At 40.6% G+C, this 14623-nt stretch carries 16 protein-coding genes; 10 read left to right on the plus strand and 6 right to left on the minus strand.

Annotated features, from left to right (window positions below):
* Positions 1-92 precede the first annotated feature (92 nt).
* Together H6G28_RS09940 and H6G28_RS09945 are read right to left on the minus strand one after the other, a co-directional pair.
* Positions 93-725, minus strand: coding sequence for an RloB family protein (locus H6G28_RS09940; RefSeq protein WP_190670522.1), 633 nt, complete (start codon positions 723-725; stop codon positions 93-95).
* Positions 710-2008, minus strand: a complete 1299-nt coding sequence (locus H6G28_RS09945; protein ID WP_313949898.1) for an AAA family ATPase — start codon at positions 2006-2008, stop codon at positions 710-712. The genes H6G28_RS09940 and H6G28_RS09945 overlap by 16 nt, the downstream gene beginning before the upstream one ends.
* A gap of 247 nt (positions 2009-2255) precedes the next feature.
* Between H6G28_RS09945 and H6G28_RS09950 the strand changes: the two genes are divergently transcribed.
* Positions 2256-4166 (plus strand): GTPase family protein, encoded by a 1911-nt coding sequence (locus tag H6G28_RS09950; protein ID WP_190670524.1) that lies wholly within the window; start codon positions 2256-2258, stop codon positions 4164-4166.
* Positions 4167-4220: 54 nt separating this feature from the next.
* Positions 4221-4472 carry a type II toxin-antitoxin system ParD family antitoxin gene (locus H6G28_RS09955; protein WP_190670525.1) on the plus strand — a complete coding sequence of 84 codons (252 nt, stop codon included), beginning with the start codon at positions 4221-4223 and terminating at the stop codon, positions 4470-4472.
* A 220-nt stretch (positions 4473-4692) separates the two neighbouring features.
* Here the strand turns inward: H6G28_RS09955 and H6G28_RS09960 are convergent, their stop codons facing one another.
* Entirely contained in the window at positions 4693-6051 is a 1359-nt protein-coding gene (locus H6G28_RS09960) for a DUF3370 domain-containing protein (protein WP_190588537.1), read from the minus strand.
* Between the two features lie 40 nt (positions 6052-6091).
* Positions 6092-6604: a pyroglutamyl-peptidase I family protein gene (locus tag H6G28_RS09965; RefSeq protein ID WP_190588536.1), complete on the minus strand. Its 513-nt coding sequence runs from the start codon at positions 6602-6604 to the stop codon at positions 6092-6094.
* A gap of 58 nt (positions 6605-6662) precedes the next feature.
* Between H6G28_RS09965 and hisH the strand changes: the two genes are divergently transcribed.
* The 4 genes from hisH (at position 6663) to H6G28_RS09985 (ending at position 8619) form a co-directional block, all read left to right on the plus strand.
* Positions 6663-7298, plus strand: coding sequence for an imidazole glycerol phosphate synthase subunit HisH (hisH, locus tag H6G28_RS09970; protein ID WP_190588535.1), 636 nt, complete (start codon positions 6663-6665; stop codon positions 7296-7298).
* A gap of 85 nt (positions 7299-7383) precedes the next feature.
* The gene (gene rsmD / locus H6G28_RS09975; protein ID WP_190588534.1) at positions 7384-7950 is read left to right on the plus strand and encodes a 16S rRNA (guanine(966)-N(2))-methyltransferase RsmD; all 567 of its coding nucleotides are present in this window, start codon (positions 7384-7386) and stop codon (positions 7948-7950) included.
* 100 nt (positions 7951-8050) lie between these two features.
* Positions 8051-8305, plus strand: a complete 255-nt coding sequence (locus tag H6G28_RS09980) for a type II toxin-antitoxin system ParD family antitoxin (protein ID WP_190588533.1) — start codon at positions 8051-8053, stop codon at positions 8303-8305.
* Positions 8305-8619 (plus strand): type II toxin-antitoxin system RelE/ParE family toxin, encoded by a 315-nt coding sequence (locus H6G28_RS09985; protein WP_190588532.1) that lies wholly within the window; start codon positions 8305-8307, stop codon positions 8617-8619. Before H6G28_RS09980 ends, H6G28_RS09985 begins: the two co-directional genes overlap by 1 nt.
* A 231-nt stretch (positions 8620-8850) precedes the next feature.
* Here the strand turns inward: H6G28_RS09985 and petG are convergent, their stop codons facing one another.
* The gene (petG, locus tag H6G28_RS36780; RefSeq protein ID WP_010995538.1) at positions 8851-8964 is read right to left on the minus strand and encodes a cytochrome b6-f complex subunit V; all 114 of its coding nucleotides are present in this window, start codon (positions 8962-8964) and stop codon (positions 8851-8853) included.
* A gap of 207 nt (positions 8965-9171) precedes the next feature.
* Between petG and H6G28_RS09995 the strand changes: the two genes are divergently transcribed.
* The 3 genes from H6G28_RS09995 (at position 9172) to H6G28_RS10005 (ending at position 11289) form a co-directional block, all read left to right on the plus strand.
* Positions 9172-9546 (plus strand): c-type cytochrome, encoded by a 375-nt coding sequence (locus tag H6G28_RS09995; protein WP_190588531.1) that lies wholly within the window; start codon positions 9172-9174, stop codon positions 9544-9546.
* Between the two features lie 193 nt (positions 9547-9739).
* Positions 9740-10123, plus strand: a complete 384-nt coding sequence (locus H6G28_RS10000) for a metal-sensing transcriptional repressor (protein WP_190588530.1) — start codon at positions 9740-9742, stop codon at positions 10121-10123.
* Between the two features lie 929 nt (positions 10124-11052).
* Positions 11053-11289: a DUF4327 family protein gene (locus H6G28_RS10005; protein ID WP_062297131.1), complete on the plus strand. Its 237-nt coding sequence runs from the start codon at positions 11053-11055 to the stop codon at positions 11287-11289.
* Between the two features lie 638 nt (positions 11290-11927).
* Here H6G28_RS10005 and H6G28_RS10010 read toward each other — a convergent pair.
* On the minus strand, positions 11928-12992 hold the full coding sequence (locus tag H6G28_RS10010) for a LacI family DNA-binding transcriptional regulator (protein ID WP_190670526.1): 1065 nt from the start codon (positions 12990-12992) through the stop codon (positions 11928-11930).
* A gap of 582 nt (positions 12993-13574) precedes the next feature.
* On the opposite strand from H6G28_RS10010, the gene H6G28_RS10015 reads away from it, so the two are divergent.
* Positions 13575-14564, plus strand: coding sequence for an ABC transporter substrate-binding protein (locus tag H6G28_RS10015; RefSeq protein ID WP_313949899.1), 990 nt, complete (start codon positions 13575-13577; stop codon positions 14562-14564).
* Positions 14565-14623 lie beyond the last annotated feature (59 nt).

Below are 14623 nucleotides of genomic sequence, written 5' to 3' on the forward strand. Positions count from 1 at the left end.
CATTTAATTGAATAAATAATGATTTAATATTTAGTATTTTACAGAATAACTCTGACCTAAATAAGACTAACTTTATATCAAGCTTAAGGGTATTAAATATTCTCTAAACTTAACAAACTGCTAATTAGTTTAGGCAAACCGCTACAGCAAGGATTTGAATGTTCATCTAATTCATTCGCTTCTATCTGTTTAGCAATTTTCTTTGCACGCTCAATTGCTTGTTCAGTCAACGATTTTAACGGCTCTGGATAAAGACACATTGATTTATCGTAATTACTGATGTGCTTGCCCAATAACTTAACTAGTTTATCACGAGTAACTTGAGATAAGTTGTCTTGAAAATGAAGTAAATACCACAGTTCAAAACATGGGTTTGTAATTGCTAAATTAATCTTTTGGCTTTTAGCTCTAGAAATTGCACTTTGCCACTTATCTCGACTTTTTTCAATATGTTCATCGCCGTCAAAAACTGCCCAAGCATGATCATCTTTAGTCCACTCTTGATTATCTTTCATCTGCTGACGCTCTTCAATCAGCCTTTCAATAATGCTACGTGGGTCAGTTTTACCTTGATGGCGCAAGACAATAATTTTTAAGGTTGGCAATCTTAAATCATTACGAATGCTATCAAAATATATTGGTTCTGTTTTACTTCCTTCACAAGCAATCAGTATTTTTTGTGCAACTTTTTTGGTAGGTGGACGACGATTTAACTGTCTTGGCACTGCTCATCACCCTGCAAAATCATTTCTTCACTAGATGGTAGAAACGGAACTGCCCCAAAGCGTCCATCTAAATAAGCTTTATCAATTGCCAAATCATTTCTAACATGAAAATCCGTCAAAGGATATAATTCTGTGCTGTGATCTGGGCGTTTTTGTGTAAACCAAATTTGGTCACGCCGTAATAAATTATTTCTTTGTAAAGTATTATCATGACTTGTGAAAATAAGTTGAGCATTTTTAGGGTTAGTCTTCGTATTTTGAAATATTTTAATAATATTATGTATGATTTTTGGATGAAGACTAAGACCTAATTCGTCTACAATTACTAAGCCACCTATTTTTAGGTATACTACTAGTCTAGAGGCAAAACTAAGTAATCTTTGTGTTCCTAAAGATTCTTCTTCAAATGGCCAACTAATGGTTTGTCCATCAGGCTTTTCGTGTATAGCAAATATATTATAGCCAAAATATTCTTCAGACTTCTTTTCAATTTTAATATTGTATAATCCTGTATCAAACTTTTTGGTAATTTCTAATGTCTCTTTGAGAATTTCTTGAAATGTAAATATATCAATGTCTTGGAGTGAAGCAATAAAATCCAGATCAGACGTTTGGTATCCTAAATTAATATCAGACCACTGCCTTCGTAACCATTCTAGTAGAGATTTAATTTTGTTTACTTCTAATTTGACTAATGTACTGATAAATAACTCATTTTCTCGAATACTCTTCTGAAGTTGGTTGTGAGGCCCAGAAAAATCATCACCTGTTTTCCAGATGAACTTTTTACTTATTTCATCCCATTGACGTGAAAATAAACGACGAGTACGCTTAGTTTTTGATATAGCATAATCTAGTTTTTCTAAAATTACGTGTTTTTGGTTCAAAATCAGTGAATAAGTGTAAATAGCATTATCAAATACAGTTCTTAACTCAAATTTGGTTGGGTTATTTTCTGAAATATTGTCTAATTTAAAAGGATCTAATTTTGCGTACTTAAAGAGTGTCTGGCTTTTTGCTGTTTCCTGTATACCATCCTTCATCATGAACAATAAATAATCCAGAGCTTGAATAACATTGCTCTTACCTGATGCGTTGGCTCCAAAAATTGCTAAGACAGGTAATATATCAATATCCCAGCCTTCAAGATGATACCCAGGCGTTATTTCATCGTCTGACTTCACTCGCGTGCGTTTGCTGTTTTGACTTTTCTGACGGGTGCTTTGTTTTTGAGCAACTGCACTTAGCGTTACAGGCTCTTTAATTGAACGATAATTTTCCACAGTAAAGTCTACGAGCATAGTTGAATGCGTCTCAGGCGTTTTTTTGTGACTTATTCACGTAAATCCTATCCTAAAGGTGGATAAATCTCCACTGTGGTGATAACTGTTCATAATTAACAGCAACCATAGTGCGTTATCCTTAGTTGAATTTCACACTTTGAGATACTCAATAATATAGAGCTTGTAAAAACAGTCTTAGAGCGAAAATAGCATTATAGGAACTGTAATCAAGGCAGGTACAGGGGAAATGGTGCGCTTAAAACCGTGGCAGTGGGTCATCTTAGCAACACCGATCGCAGCTATTATTATTTTCTTACTAGTCGCCGCAGGTTTAAAAATCAATGCCTGGGGAATTAACTGGATTTGGGCGGTATTTACGGTTGTGTTTCTTGGTTGGCGGCGGTTGTTGGTGAGGTGGACGCAACCGCAAATTGCCCAAGTTGAAGCGGCTTTGGCGGGATTCCAAGAAGAACTAGAGGCGGCGGTTGATACCACCACCACAACGGCGGGAAGTGAAGCGACACAGCAAGCAGAAGCCGCATTACAAAAAATTCTGGAAGCATCGATTAATGATCGCCCAATTTGGGAAGATTGGCAAACTTTTTGGCAACGCTGTCAAGATGTTGTAGTGGCTGTGGCGAATATCTACCATCCCCAAGTACAGTATCCCCTGCTGAATATCTATGTCCCCCAAGCTTACGGATTGATTCGGGGAACAGTGGATGATTTAGACCAGTGGATGCAGAGATTATCACCTGCTTTAAATCAAGCTACTGTCGGGCAAGCTTATCAAGCTTATGAAGTATATCGCAAGCTAGAACCATCAGCCCGTAAACTTTTGCGGGCTTGGGGCTGGGCGCAATGGTTATTAAATCCGGTAGCGGCGGTGGCGAATCGGGCGACGAAGGGTTATACTAACCGCGCTAATCAGCAATTATTGGTGAATTTAGGTCAACTGTTGCGCGAAGCAGCTTTGAGAAATTTATGCAGACAAGCGATCGCACTTTACGGAGGTATGACGCTACCAACAACAGCCGTGAGTTCTTCACCAACTCTCCCCCAAACCAAAACCCAAACTCTGCGCGAAATTCTCACCCAAGCTGAACCAGTCACGGAAGTTGAGCAAAAACCCATCAGTATTTTACTCATAGGACGGACAGGTGCAGGTAAAAGCAGTCTAATTAACACTTTATTCCAAGCTGACTTGGCGGCGGTGGATGTGTTGCCCAGTACTGACGAAATTAAAAATTATCATTGGGAAACTTCTAGTGGCGAAACTCTCACCCTTTGGGATACTCCTGGTTACGAACAAGTCAAACGCGGTGAACTCCGCCAATTAGTAATAGACTATGCAACTAACGCAGATTTGTTACTGTTGGTGACACCCGCCCTTGACCCGGCTTTGCAAATGGACGTGGATTTTTTAGCAGATATGAAAGCCGCAGTTGATGATTTACCTGCGATCGCAGTTGTCACCCAAGTAGATAAATTGCGTCCTATCCGGGAGTGGCAACCGCCATACAATTGGGAATGGGGAGACAGGCCAAAGGAAATTTCTATCCGCGAAGCAACTCAATATCGGGCTGAAAAACTAGAGGCATTTTCTAACTTAATTGTCCCCGTAGTTACAAGCGATCGCAAAACTAACCGTCCAGCTTGGAATATAGATACTTTATCATTGGGCTTAATTGAAGCGATCGCACCAGCCAAACAACTGCGACTCGCCCGGTTTTTACGTGACTTAGATTCTCGTACCGTCGCCGCAGCCAAAATTATTGATCACTATACCTTCCAGATGGCGACTACCCAAGGACTCACCACCTTATTAAAAAGTCCTGTACTGCAATTTATTGCTACCATGTCTACAGGTTCTCCCACCTTGGCTTATTTATTAGCAGAGCAAATCCCTGTAGAACAGTTACCGATTGTCATTGGTAAACTTCAAATTGCTTATGAGTTATTTTCACTATTCAAAACAGACAATTCCAACAAAATTAACTTTGATTTAATCTCACTGTGGCCATTATTGTTAGAAAATTCAGCTACACCTGATCGGAATGCTTGGGCATTTGGTCACGCCCTTGTCGAATACTGGACTCAGAATTTAGCTGTGGAACAACTACGAGAGCGGTTTGAGTATTATTTGCAACAAGTTTGACATCTGTAATGTTTGGGCGATCGCACCTTGGTATTTAAATTTGAGCCATGAATAATGAAATTCAAATTCAACCGAAGACACAAAATATTTATTGAAGAGAAACTCAGTAGCGGTAGGTATCACACTATTGAGGAAATAATTATCGAAGCTTTAGAGCTTTTGGAAGAACATGATAAAAAGTATGAACAATGGTTAGAAGCTGTCCGTAAAAGTACAGATGTTTCTATTGCTGAATTAGAAAGAGTTGACAACAAATTTTTAATAGCCCAGTTAGAAAGGAAATTACGTCAAGCACTAGAGTCTTAGGGAGTCGGTGCAGAGTGGAAGGGAAGAATTTTTGGCGTTGCTGATTGAGAATATGAATTTGTCTCACGCAAAGGCAAGGCAGCGCGTTGGGCGGGTTTCCCGACTTGTAGCGACTGCCGCGCAAAGGCGCAAAGGTATAAAGAAAAACAAAGGTAGTTTTTGCATTTCATACTCTGATTCACCAACGCCAAATTTTTACTCAGCACTCAGCACTCAGCACTTATCTTTGCGTTGACACAGTTAATACCTGCGGTGGGGTAGCATCTGGTGGATAGAGAAAGTCTACTTCGACTAATCGGCGATCGCTCGGTTTCATATTTAATACTACTAGTGGTTGTCCTGGTTGACCCCGTTTTTGGACTAAATGCACAAATTTGGTTTGTGGCATACCTTTATCATCTTTGTAGCGTATCCGCACACTGCCGCGAAAGAAGGTTTGGCGGGCTGGGGTAGCAAAAAAGCGCAGTCCTGGTTTAACTAACTGGTCTTCTTTAATGGGAGTTTGCATCGCCACCGCAACAGTTTTTGGCGTAGCAGTGTTGTTATATAACGGTAACTTCAAGTTGTATTGAATTGCATAGTTACCATGTGCGCGATATGCAGTGTCGGGATAACGGACTAACATTGGCGCACTTTGAATTTGATTCGTCCCCAAAGTTCCGCCGTGTAAGGTACTCAGCGCGTAAGAAACAGCTTGTCCCGGCTGGGGAATTGTCAAAAATCGCGCTTTGGGACTATCTACGATAAATGCACGCCAAAAGGAACCGCCAGCTACCCCGGCGACTCTTCCGTAAATTCTGGGTTTCCCAGTTTCTTCTAAAGGAGTTGGTGTTTTATCTCGTGGTGTGGATAATTCACCGTTATCTAACAAATTTTCCCACTCTGCCAACGTCGGCGCACGTTCACTACCATCAGGATTATCTTTGGCAAACATCGCTAAACTAGCGGCGTAGACTGTACCGTTACTCCGCAAGCGCATTAAAGTCGAACGACCATTTAAAGGCGGTGTTAACCCCTGCACCGGAATTGGAAGATTGAGCAACATTTGACTTTGCTTGGGTGCCAGGACTATTTGTGCCGGGAAAATTGCTTGTCGTCTGCCTCTGATAATATCAGACATGACGCGAGAACCAGGCCCCGCAAATACTTTACCCGCCGCATCTTCGACATAAGGCGGTAGTTCAATAAATGGTGCATCTGGCTGACTTAAATAACTCGCCGCCTGCAAGATATTGACGGTGACTGGTTGGTCAGTCGGGTTATGCAAAATTATACCGAGATAAAGCGATCGCAAATTTTCTGGCGGATCAGCTTTAGCAACATGATGAGCGAAAATATCAAATCTTCCCCGGAAGGGAAAATTTAAATGTGCTGTTGGAACTTTTTTCCCATCCCCAGGAAAAGTAGATAATAAAATCCCTTCTTTCAACACCAATTCCGGACTATTGCTATTAAAAGTTGGCACTGAATCTAACTTTCCTGGTAAGGGTAGAACCTGTTGCGGTTGGACAACTTCTTCTGGTGGCGGTGTGGGAGGTGTGGTTTGTGAAATCAGTAAACTGAGTAAAAATGACAACATATACTTAGGTAATGATTTTTCCTTAAAGACGCACACCATTTTATATGAGTGCCAAATTGTGAATAATTAATAAGAAGTCAGCCAGAACAACCAGCAAATTTTCTTGATTTAACACCGGAACGTGAACAAATATACAACGAGTTGAGAGTTTAGATTGCTGGAGATAGTCAAGAACTGCATAATAAAGACCCTCGCAAACAAATTTACCGCAGTCACTACTAATATCAGTTGCTACTGTTCCCAAAACTAATTTTTCCAAATTAACTGCCGTCGGCAAAAAAATCGCACCTTGATTAGCACCCTCCTCTACACTTAATCTTTGCCTACTAGCAGCCATCCCACAACAGATAATATAATCCGGTTGCAACTCCTCAACTTTTTGAATTACCCAGGAACTAGCCAGCATCACATCTACAGGTAACAGCCGCAGAAATTTTAAATCATGGGGGAGCGATGCAACTTGACTCACTTCTTGTAATAAATCATCCGATGAATTTGAATCTTGATCTCTTAACCAAGTGTCAAAAGAAGTTAATAAAAATCTTTTCTTCATTAGAATTATTATTTAGAATAGAAAAACCCTCCATAATAAATTTACAAGGAGCAGGTCAATGCCAGTTATTGCAGTCGTAGATTACGACATGGGAAATTTGCACTCAGTCTGTAAAGGCATAGAAAAAGCTGGGGCAACACCCAAGATTACAGATTCTGCTAAAGAGATATCATTAGCGGATGCTGTAGTATTGCCAGGAGTTGGTGCATTTGATCCCGCAGTGCAACATTTAAGAGAACGGAATTTAGAACAACCCATAAAAGATGCGATATCATCTGGCAAACCCTTCTTAGGAATTTGTTTAGGATTGCAAATTTTATTTGAATCAAGTGCGGAAGGAACTCAACCAGGGCTAGGAATTATCAAAGGAAAAGTCCGCCGCTTTCAGCATGAACCAGGAATTACTATTCCTCACATGGGTTGGAACCAACTTGAATTAACCCAAGCAAAAAGCATTTTATGGGAACATTTGCCCGCTAACCCTTGGGTTTATTTTGTGCATTCTTATTATGTTGACCCAACAGATCCGCAAGTCCGGGCTGCAACTGTTACTCACGGTACTCAAACTATCACAGCCGCCATTGCCAAAGAAAATCTCATGGCAGTGCAGTTTCACCCCGAAAAATCCTCTAATATAGGATTGCAAATCCTATCTAATTTTGTTTCTCAAGTGCGTGAACAAATTGCAGCATAGGGTTTGTGATTTGTCATTTGTGATTTGTCATTTGTCCTTGGCAAATGTTGAATGACCAGTGACCAATGACCAATGACCAATAATCATGAGTTTGAGAATTTACGGCAAACGTCCAATTAAAACTTTACCAGGGAAAGAAACCAGACCCACAAGCGCACGGGTAAGAGAAGCTGTTTTTAATATTTGGCAAGGCGAAATTGTTGGTTGTCGCTGGCTAGATTTGTGCGCGGGTAGTGGTTCAATGGGAGCAGAGGCTTTGTGTAGAGGAGCCAGCTTGGTAGTAGGAATTGAACAATCAAGCCGAGCCTGTGCAATTATTCAAGAAAATTGGCAGCAATTAGCCAGCAATGAACAACAATGGCAACTATTACGTGGTGATGTAATTCAGCAGTTAAAAATGTTGTCAGGAAAACAGTTTGACAGAATTTATTTCGATCCACCTTATGCTAGTGGATTATATCAACCTGTGCTAGAAGCGATCGCTAACTATAATTTATTAGATGCCAAGGGTGAAATCGCCGCAGAACACAACCCCCAAGGCTGGACACCGCCAGTAATACCCAATTGGGAAATCTCTCGCCAAAAAGTTTACGGTAACACCGCCTTAACTTTCTACAGAGTTATCGACTCTGATGTGATTAACGAACCGTGAACTGACACCCCCAAAGCAAAGAAACTTTTTGCATAACTCAAGTAACACAGTTCATAATAGTTATGAACTGTGTGGCGATAAATGCAGAAGGTGGTTGCTCATGTTCAAACTTAATATTTCGCTTCCTGAGCAATTGCAAGAATTTCTAGAGCAACAGGTTGTGACTGGTGGCTACGCTAATACCAATGAATATATTAATCATCTCATCCGTCAAGAACAAGAGCGAATTGCCCAGAAACATTTAGAATCAATGCTAATCGAAGGTATTGAAAGTGGAGAAGTTGTGGAAATAACAGACGAGTGGTGGGAACAAAAACGCGCCAGATTAGTTGAACAACTACATCAAAAACAGTAATGACAAGACGTATTGTTGTTACACCTAAAGCAAGCTTAGATATTGATGAACACTTTGCTTACATTGCGCTAGAAAACTCAGAAGCTGCATTACAATTTTTTGACTCTGCACGTCAGACCTTTGCTCAGTTGTCACGTATGCCTGGAATTGGTAGCTTATGTTTATTGGATAATCCAAGTTTGCAAGGGTTACGTAAATGGCCAGTGAAGGGTTTTAAGAGATACCTAATTTTTTATTTTGAGCGGGAGGATAGCATCGAAATTGTGCGACTTCTCTATGCTGGGCGCAATATTGAAAGGATTTTGGAACAATAGTAAATTTTGTAGTAAGTTAAATTTCCTCAAAATGGGCGGTTAGAAACCGCAGCTACACCGACAAAAACCGCATATATAGGTTTATAGTCTTTGATTTTATTGTTCTTCCGTATAAACGGACTTAGTTTGTGTAGCTGCGAATTCTATTCGCCTTGATAGCTTAGGACAGCAACAGATGAGAAAACATAGACCCCGCAAGGTTTATAACCCTGTTACCTGTCCCCTGCTATATCAACCACCCAATTCATTGGGGCGCTTGTATTGTTTGTATGCAGCGTAGAATAAACCAGCGAGAGTTACAACAATTAGACCAAGCACAATACCAGAAAGCAGGGGTTCAACCACTTTAAATCTCCTGTTTGCAATTATTAACGATTTATATCCCGTTTTTGATTTTACCAAATTACGGCGAATCCCGCTTGCAGCAGTGTTTTTGAGCTATACCCGCTTGTAAGAAAATAGTCACCTGTGCTTGCGGTACAAATCAAGAACTTTTAAGCTATGTGTAGGAAATGAAAAATTTTATAACCTTACACTTTCACAGCAAACCTTTTGGATAACCAGATTACCAAACCTGAACTTCTGATGCAGCGTATCGTCTTATTAGCTCTAGCGATACTGCTATCAATCCCTTTGGGCATCTTTGGTGTTCAAATGGTACAAGCCTCAGACCCCTACGTTAAAACCGTTCTTTCCTTGGCTGGAGACACAGTTCAGGGAAATGCAATCTTTCAAATTAACTGTGCTGGTTGTCATGGTTGGCAAGCAGATGGGCGAGTCGGCCCCAGTTTACAAGCTGTTTCTAAACGTAAATCTCCTTATAAGTTGATTCACCAAGTGATTAGCGGTGAAACGCCGCCTATGCCAAAATTTCAGCCTAGTCCTCAAGAAATGGCAGACCTTTTGAGCTTTTTGGAAACCTTATAATAGTTTACATATCTTAAAAAATAAAGACTTATATGAAAGATGGATAATTGAACTACTGGAAAAAGCGATCGCTCAACTGAAAGTTATACCTGACCAAGTAACTAAATACTGCGATCGCGCCTCAGAGTAAATAGAAATAACACCTACTCACCCCTCTAGGCTAGGATCTTAGTACTGCCAGTGCTTCAATACCATGAATGGATCAAACCGATTAAAGTCAGAATCCTTGCCTATCTCTCAGTCAACCGAAAACTTCCACTCCCACGATATAGATCATCATGAGCATGGAGAGTCCCATCATTCTCATGTTCATAGTGAAGAGTCTTTACGCAAAATTGTTAATCGGTTGTCACGCATAGAAGGACATATTCGCGGTATTAAAACAATGGTGCAACAAAGCAGTCCTTGTCCTGATGTATTATTGCAGATTGCCGCAGTTAGAGGCGCATTAGATCGAGTCGCTCGCATTGTCTTAGATGAACACTTGACTGAATGTATTGCCAGAGCAGCACAAGATGGCAATATAGATGTTGAAATTGAGCAGTTAAAAGCGGCTTTAGATCGATTTATGCCTTAATCTTTCTTTTGCCGTTACTCAGGTGGTGAAAAAACTGAAATTTCAAGCTTGTTACAAATCTCAATATATTTTGACTGCCAGGAATTTTCCGTCAGCGAAAATTAATAACTCAATAAAAATTCATCTTTTTGGGTTCAAGTCTCTATCTTATTTCTGATGCAGTAAGACGAAAAACCAAGGGTTTTGGCGAGGGTGTAGGGGTACATATATCTAAAACCCTTACGCCAGACACCCTTACACCCTTACACCCAATCTTTATAGACAATCTTGGTGCGTAAGTCCTGTACTGATTCAAAACCCTTACACCGTTCGGCTGACGCTCACGGCGAAGCCCCACACCCTTAAACCCAATCATTAGTGCGCGAATTACAGCCATAAATCTTGCCACAGTGCTGTAATTAACAAACTCAACTGTAGTTATTTTTTAAGAAATAATTAATATATGAGGCTGTGCAAGTTTTCGTGGTGTACGTTAGCGCATATATTTTGCAACAGTTTATACTTCAATTCTTACCGAAACACTTTTCGGGTATTTTAGCTATGAACCTACATCAGCATTTTTAAATTAGACTTGCTGGTGATTGATTACATAACTAAATTTACAGTATGAACTATGACCGTCTGCTGAATTATGCTTGAAGGCCGTTGCAGTGAAGCTTTAGAACTTCTTTAAGGCAGATAAAACAACCTTTACAAGAGGTCAATTTCACTACGATGGGATTTTTTGTATTAACTATATGGAAGATAAATGTCAGAAAACGTTGACTTTTGCAACATTTCTTTAGATAATTTGAGGGGATGTAGCGTCAAAATGAAATAAGTTCCGTATAGCAAAATACAAAACCCTAGCTACAAGTCTAATCTCTGTCATGTTTGTTTCCCATGATAAGTGGGAATACTATCTACGTATAAATGTGTGAGAACAAATCATGAGTGTGAATACGGTGCCCTCTATCAATTACTACTCTCTAGATGTAATCCAAGACGAAGCACGCCGACTGGTGCAGAAGGGGATGGTTAGCCGACAACAGCCAATATATACACTCTGCCAATACATCCCAGCAAGAGAGTGGGTGTGCGTTGAATGTGAGTTGGAAAAATGCGATTTTCTATTGCGCGATCGCATTGGCGACCTCATTGGTCGTGAACAATGGGACAATGACTAATCCGTCTATGATTTCGGATTTTGGATTGGGAGTATATTTTTTGGATGTTTAACTTAGACACAGAAAAATCTACCGCCCACCTCACTGAAGCTATAGCTATAGTCTCTAGTTTTTTACTACAAATATTCCCTGATCCAGAGTCTTCTATTATTTTTCTTGGCAAATAAACATTGCAGAACCATTAAAGTTTGATTTAAACAACTTTTCTCAGCAGCATTGACGAAATCATAGCCTACAGTGAATTTATCAAGAAAAGTTGTTGCGTAAATCCACTTCCAAGACTGTGAATATTTTATTTAAATTAACTTACCGGAGCGGTGTTTTATATCTAACTGCTCCGGTAATTTTTTTTGAGAGACGGAGTTTAACTCAGAGACAAGGAAGACAAGGAGGAGAGGGGAGACAAGGGAGAGAGATGTTTGTGAATCATTGAGAATTGCTCTGTAACCTGTAACCTGTAACCTGTCATCTGTCATCTGTCACGAGTAGGAAGTAGAGAAAAATATTCTACGGTTTTTACATAGATGTGTCGATATATAAAAAATCGCCAGAACAAGATATTACGCACAAAAATCATCAAAGCAGCTCACAAATAACCGTAAAGTTTTTGTTACATACTTATAAACTTTACCACCAAGCTAGATTTTTACCTCAATATAATTACTGATTTTTTTAGCTTGACTGACTTTGGTAGTACTACCCCGTTTGACTAAAAATGGCGATAGAAGAATATTGTCTACAGCTTTTTCTTCAAATAAGTCAAGCAACATAGTCATAGCCAATTCGCCCATTTCTACCATACGCTGACTGACTGTTGTGAGTGGTGGTGTGATGTAACTGGCAAGCGCAATATTATCAAATCCCACAAGGCTCAAATCTTGTGGGACGGAAATACCTAATTCTTTACAAGTCAAAAGAGCGCCAACGGCAACCATATCGTTGTAGCAAAAAATGCCAGTTACGCCAGCCGCTACTAATTGGGGTAGGAGTTGTTTACCGATATCAAAATCACTGATTGTTTGACTGTCTCGCTGGGGAATTGCTACCCAATCTTGATTTGCTGGTAACTCTGCTTGAGATAGCGCCAGTTGATATCCTTCTAGGCGTTGTTGGTCGGCTTTGCTACCATCACCTACTCCTAAATAGCCGATTCGAGTGTGTCCTAAATCTAGGAGATGTTCTACGGCTACACAGCCACCTAAGCGATCGTCGATGGCGACGGAGTTAAAGGTTTCGTGTTGATCTTCCGTATCGATGTTAATTAGAACTGTTGGCACAGTAAATTGCGTTAACTGCTGGTTATAGTGTTTGCCAACGCGGGAATCAGCAACTAAAATTCCATCTACTCGGCGGTAGTGGAAATTCTCAATAGCGGCTATTTCTTGGTCAAAATTTCCATGTGACGCATTTAATAACACATTCAAGCCGGCTTTTCTGGCTACTTGTTCAATTCCTTCGACTAGTTCACCAAAAAAGGGATCGGCGATGGATGTAACAATTACCCCAACAGTATAAGTGCGCTGATTTTGTAAACTTTGGGCGATCGCATTCGGCACATAATTCATTTCTTGCGCTAGTTTTTTGATTTCTTCCCGTACTTTGGCACTAATTAACGGACTGTCTCGTAAAGCGCGTGAAACTGTGGAATGAGAAACGCCTGCTTTGCGGGCAATATCTTCAATGGAAATCTTTCGTTTACTCATATTGACCACTGCTGTAGATGAGAAGGACAAACTCGAATTTCTCACGTATGGGTAGCGGGTGTGGAAAGTGTGGGGAGAGAGGGAAGAGAGGGGAGTGTGGGGGGAAAGATTTCTTCTCCATCCTCCCAAACCTCCCACCCCTCCCACACCTCCCACACCCCTAGATTTCTCTCTTGTGAGAAATCCAGGACTGGCGGCTGGATTTTGCATTTTGGTTCAGTAACTTAAATAAAATTAACACATTTTTTATGCACAGGTGTGCAAAAATAAAAATCATCAGTTATGCACACCTGTGCATAAAACCAATTTACAACTTAAGAACATCAGATTTCACAACAGTTTCTTGATTGAGAAAATGTTGCGGAAATTTGAATTATGGGTGGAAGTCTTCAGATTCTTACCCTTTGCGCCCTGCACCCTGCTCTCTCCCCTGAAGCCTCTTCTGGGAAAGGGGAAGCGAATATCTATCGTTAGGAGAACGCAGGAAACAGGAGGTAGGCGGCAAAATTAAAAGATGATCTCAGTTAGATTAACATTTCTACACATATTTCGAGTTTTACAAACTGTTTTATTAGGATGTAGGTGAATGTGAACAAGAAAACAATCGCAGCGACTTTATTAAGTATTGTCAGTGGTACTTTAGTCAGCTGCACCAATGTTTCTCCCAACACTGAAGCAAAAAATGTATCTGATATAAGTACACACAACACTAAATTACGATCTGTTGGTGTCACCCTGGGCGATTTAAGTAATCCTTTCTTTGTTGTCATGGCCCAGGGTGCAGAGAAAGAAGCCAAGAAAATTGGCGGTAATGATGTCAGAGTTACTGTTGTTTCTAGTGGCTATGACTTGAATCAGCAATTTAATCAAATTGAAAATTTCGTGGCGGCGAATACTGACATGATTATTCTCAACGCGGCTGATAGTAAAGCTATTAGACCAGCAGTTGACCAAGCCAGAAAAGCAGGCAAGATTGTAATTGCGGTAGACACAGGCGTAGACGCAGAGGTAGATGCTACCGTCACCACCAATAATGTGCAAGCCGGAGAAATCAGCTGTCAATATATTGCCGATCGCCTCAAAGGTAAAGGTAATGTTGTCATCGTCAACGGGCCACCAGTCACTTCTGTAATTCAGCGAGTGGATGGTTGCTTGAAAGTATTAGCCAAATATCCCGATATCAAAATCCTTTCTAAAGACCAGAACGCCGAAGGTAGCCGGGATGGGGGACTGAGAGTGATGAGCGATATTCTGGTAACTTTCCCCAAAATTGATGCTGTTTTTGCCATCAACGATCCTAGTGGCGTGGGAGTAGATTTAGCCGCCAACCAAGCCAAACGCAAAGAATTTTTCATTGTCGGAGTGGATGGTGCGCCAGAAGCAATCGAAGCGATCGCTGCTAACGATAGCCTATATGCTGCTACCGCCACTCAAAATCCTAGAGGGATGACAGCAACCGCAGTACAAGTTGGTAACGATATTTTAAACGGCAAAAAACCCGCATCACCCAATATTTTGATTCCCGCCAAGTTGATTACGAAAGAGAACGTTAGTACTTCTACTGGTTGGTAGGGAATTGGGGGACAAGGGGGACAAGGGAGACAAGGGGGAGAAATATTAACTCAACACGT

The organism is Nostoc sp. FACHB-190, assembly GCF_014696905.1.
GTDB lineage: Bacteria > Cyanobacteriota > Cyanobacteriia > Cyanobacteriales > Nostocaceae > Nostoc_B.

What these genes read in the sequence shown, in the direction of transcription:
- H6G28_RS09950 (WP_190670524.1), top strand. Translation starts at nt 2,256, where the DNA reads ATGGTGCGCTTAAAACCGTGGCAGTGGGTCATCTTAGCAACACCGATC.
- H6G28_RS09955 (WP_190670525.1), top strand. Translation starts at nt 4,221, where the DNA reads ATGAAATTCAAATTCAACCGAAGACACAAAATATTTATTGAAGAGAAA.
- H6G28_RS09960 (WP_190588537.1), bottom strand. Translation starts at nt 6,051, where the DNA reads ATGTTGTCATTTTTACTCAGTTTACTGATTTCACAAACCACACCTCCC.
- H6G28_RS09965 (WP_190588536.1), bottom strand. Translation starts at nt 6,604, where the DNA reads ATGAAGAAAAGATTTTTATTAACTTCTTTTGACACTTGGTTAAGAGAT.
- hisH (WP_190588535.1), top strand. Translation starts at nt 6,663, where the DNA reads ATGCCAGTTATTGCAGTCGTAGATTACGACATGGGAAATTTGCACTCA.
- rsmD (WP_190588534.1), top strand. Translation starts at nt 7,384, where the DNA reads ATGAGTTTGAGAATTTACGGCAAACGTCCAATTAAAACTTTACCAGGG.
- H6G28_RS09980 (WP_190588533.1), top strand. Translation starts at nt 8,051, where the DNA reads ATGTTCAAACTTAATATTTCGCTTCCTGAGCAATTGCAAGAATTTCTA.
- H6G28_RS09985 (WP_190588532.1), top strand. Translation starts at nt 8,305, where the DNA reads ATGACAAGACGTATTGTTGTTACACCTAAAGCAAGCTTAGATATTGAT.
- H6G28_RS10000 (WP_190588530.1), top strand. Translation starts at nt 9,740, where the DNA reads ATGAATGGATCAAACCGATTAAAGTCAGAATCCTTGCCTATCTCTCAG.
- H6G28_RS10005 (WP_062297131.1), top strand. Translation starts at nt 11,053, where the DNA reads ATGAGTGTGAATACGGTGCCCTCTATCAATTACTACTCTCTAGATGTA.
- H6G28_RS10010 (WP_190670526.1), bottom strand. Translation starts at nt 12,992, where the DNA reads ATGAGTAAACGAAAGATTTCCATTGAAGATATTGCCCGCAAAGCAGGC.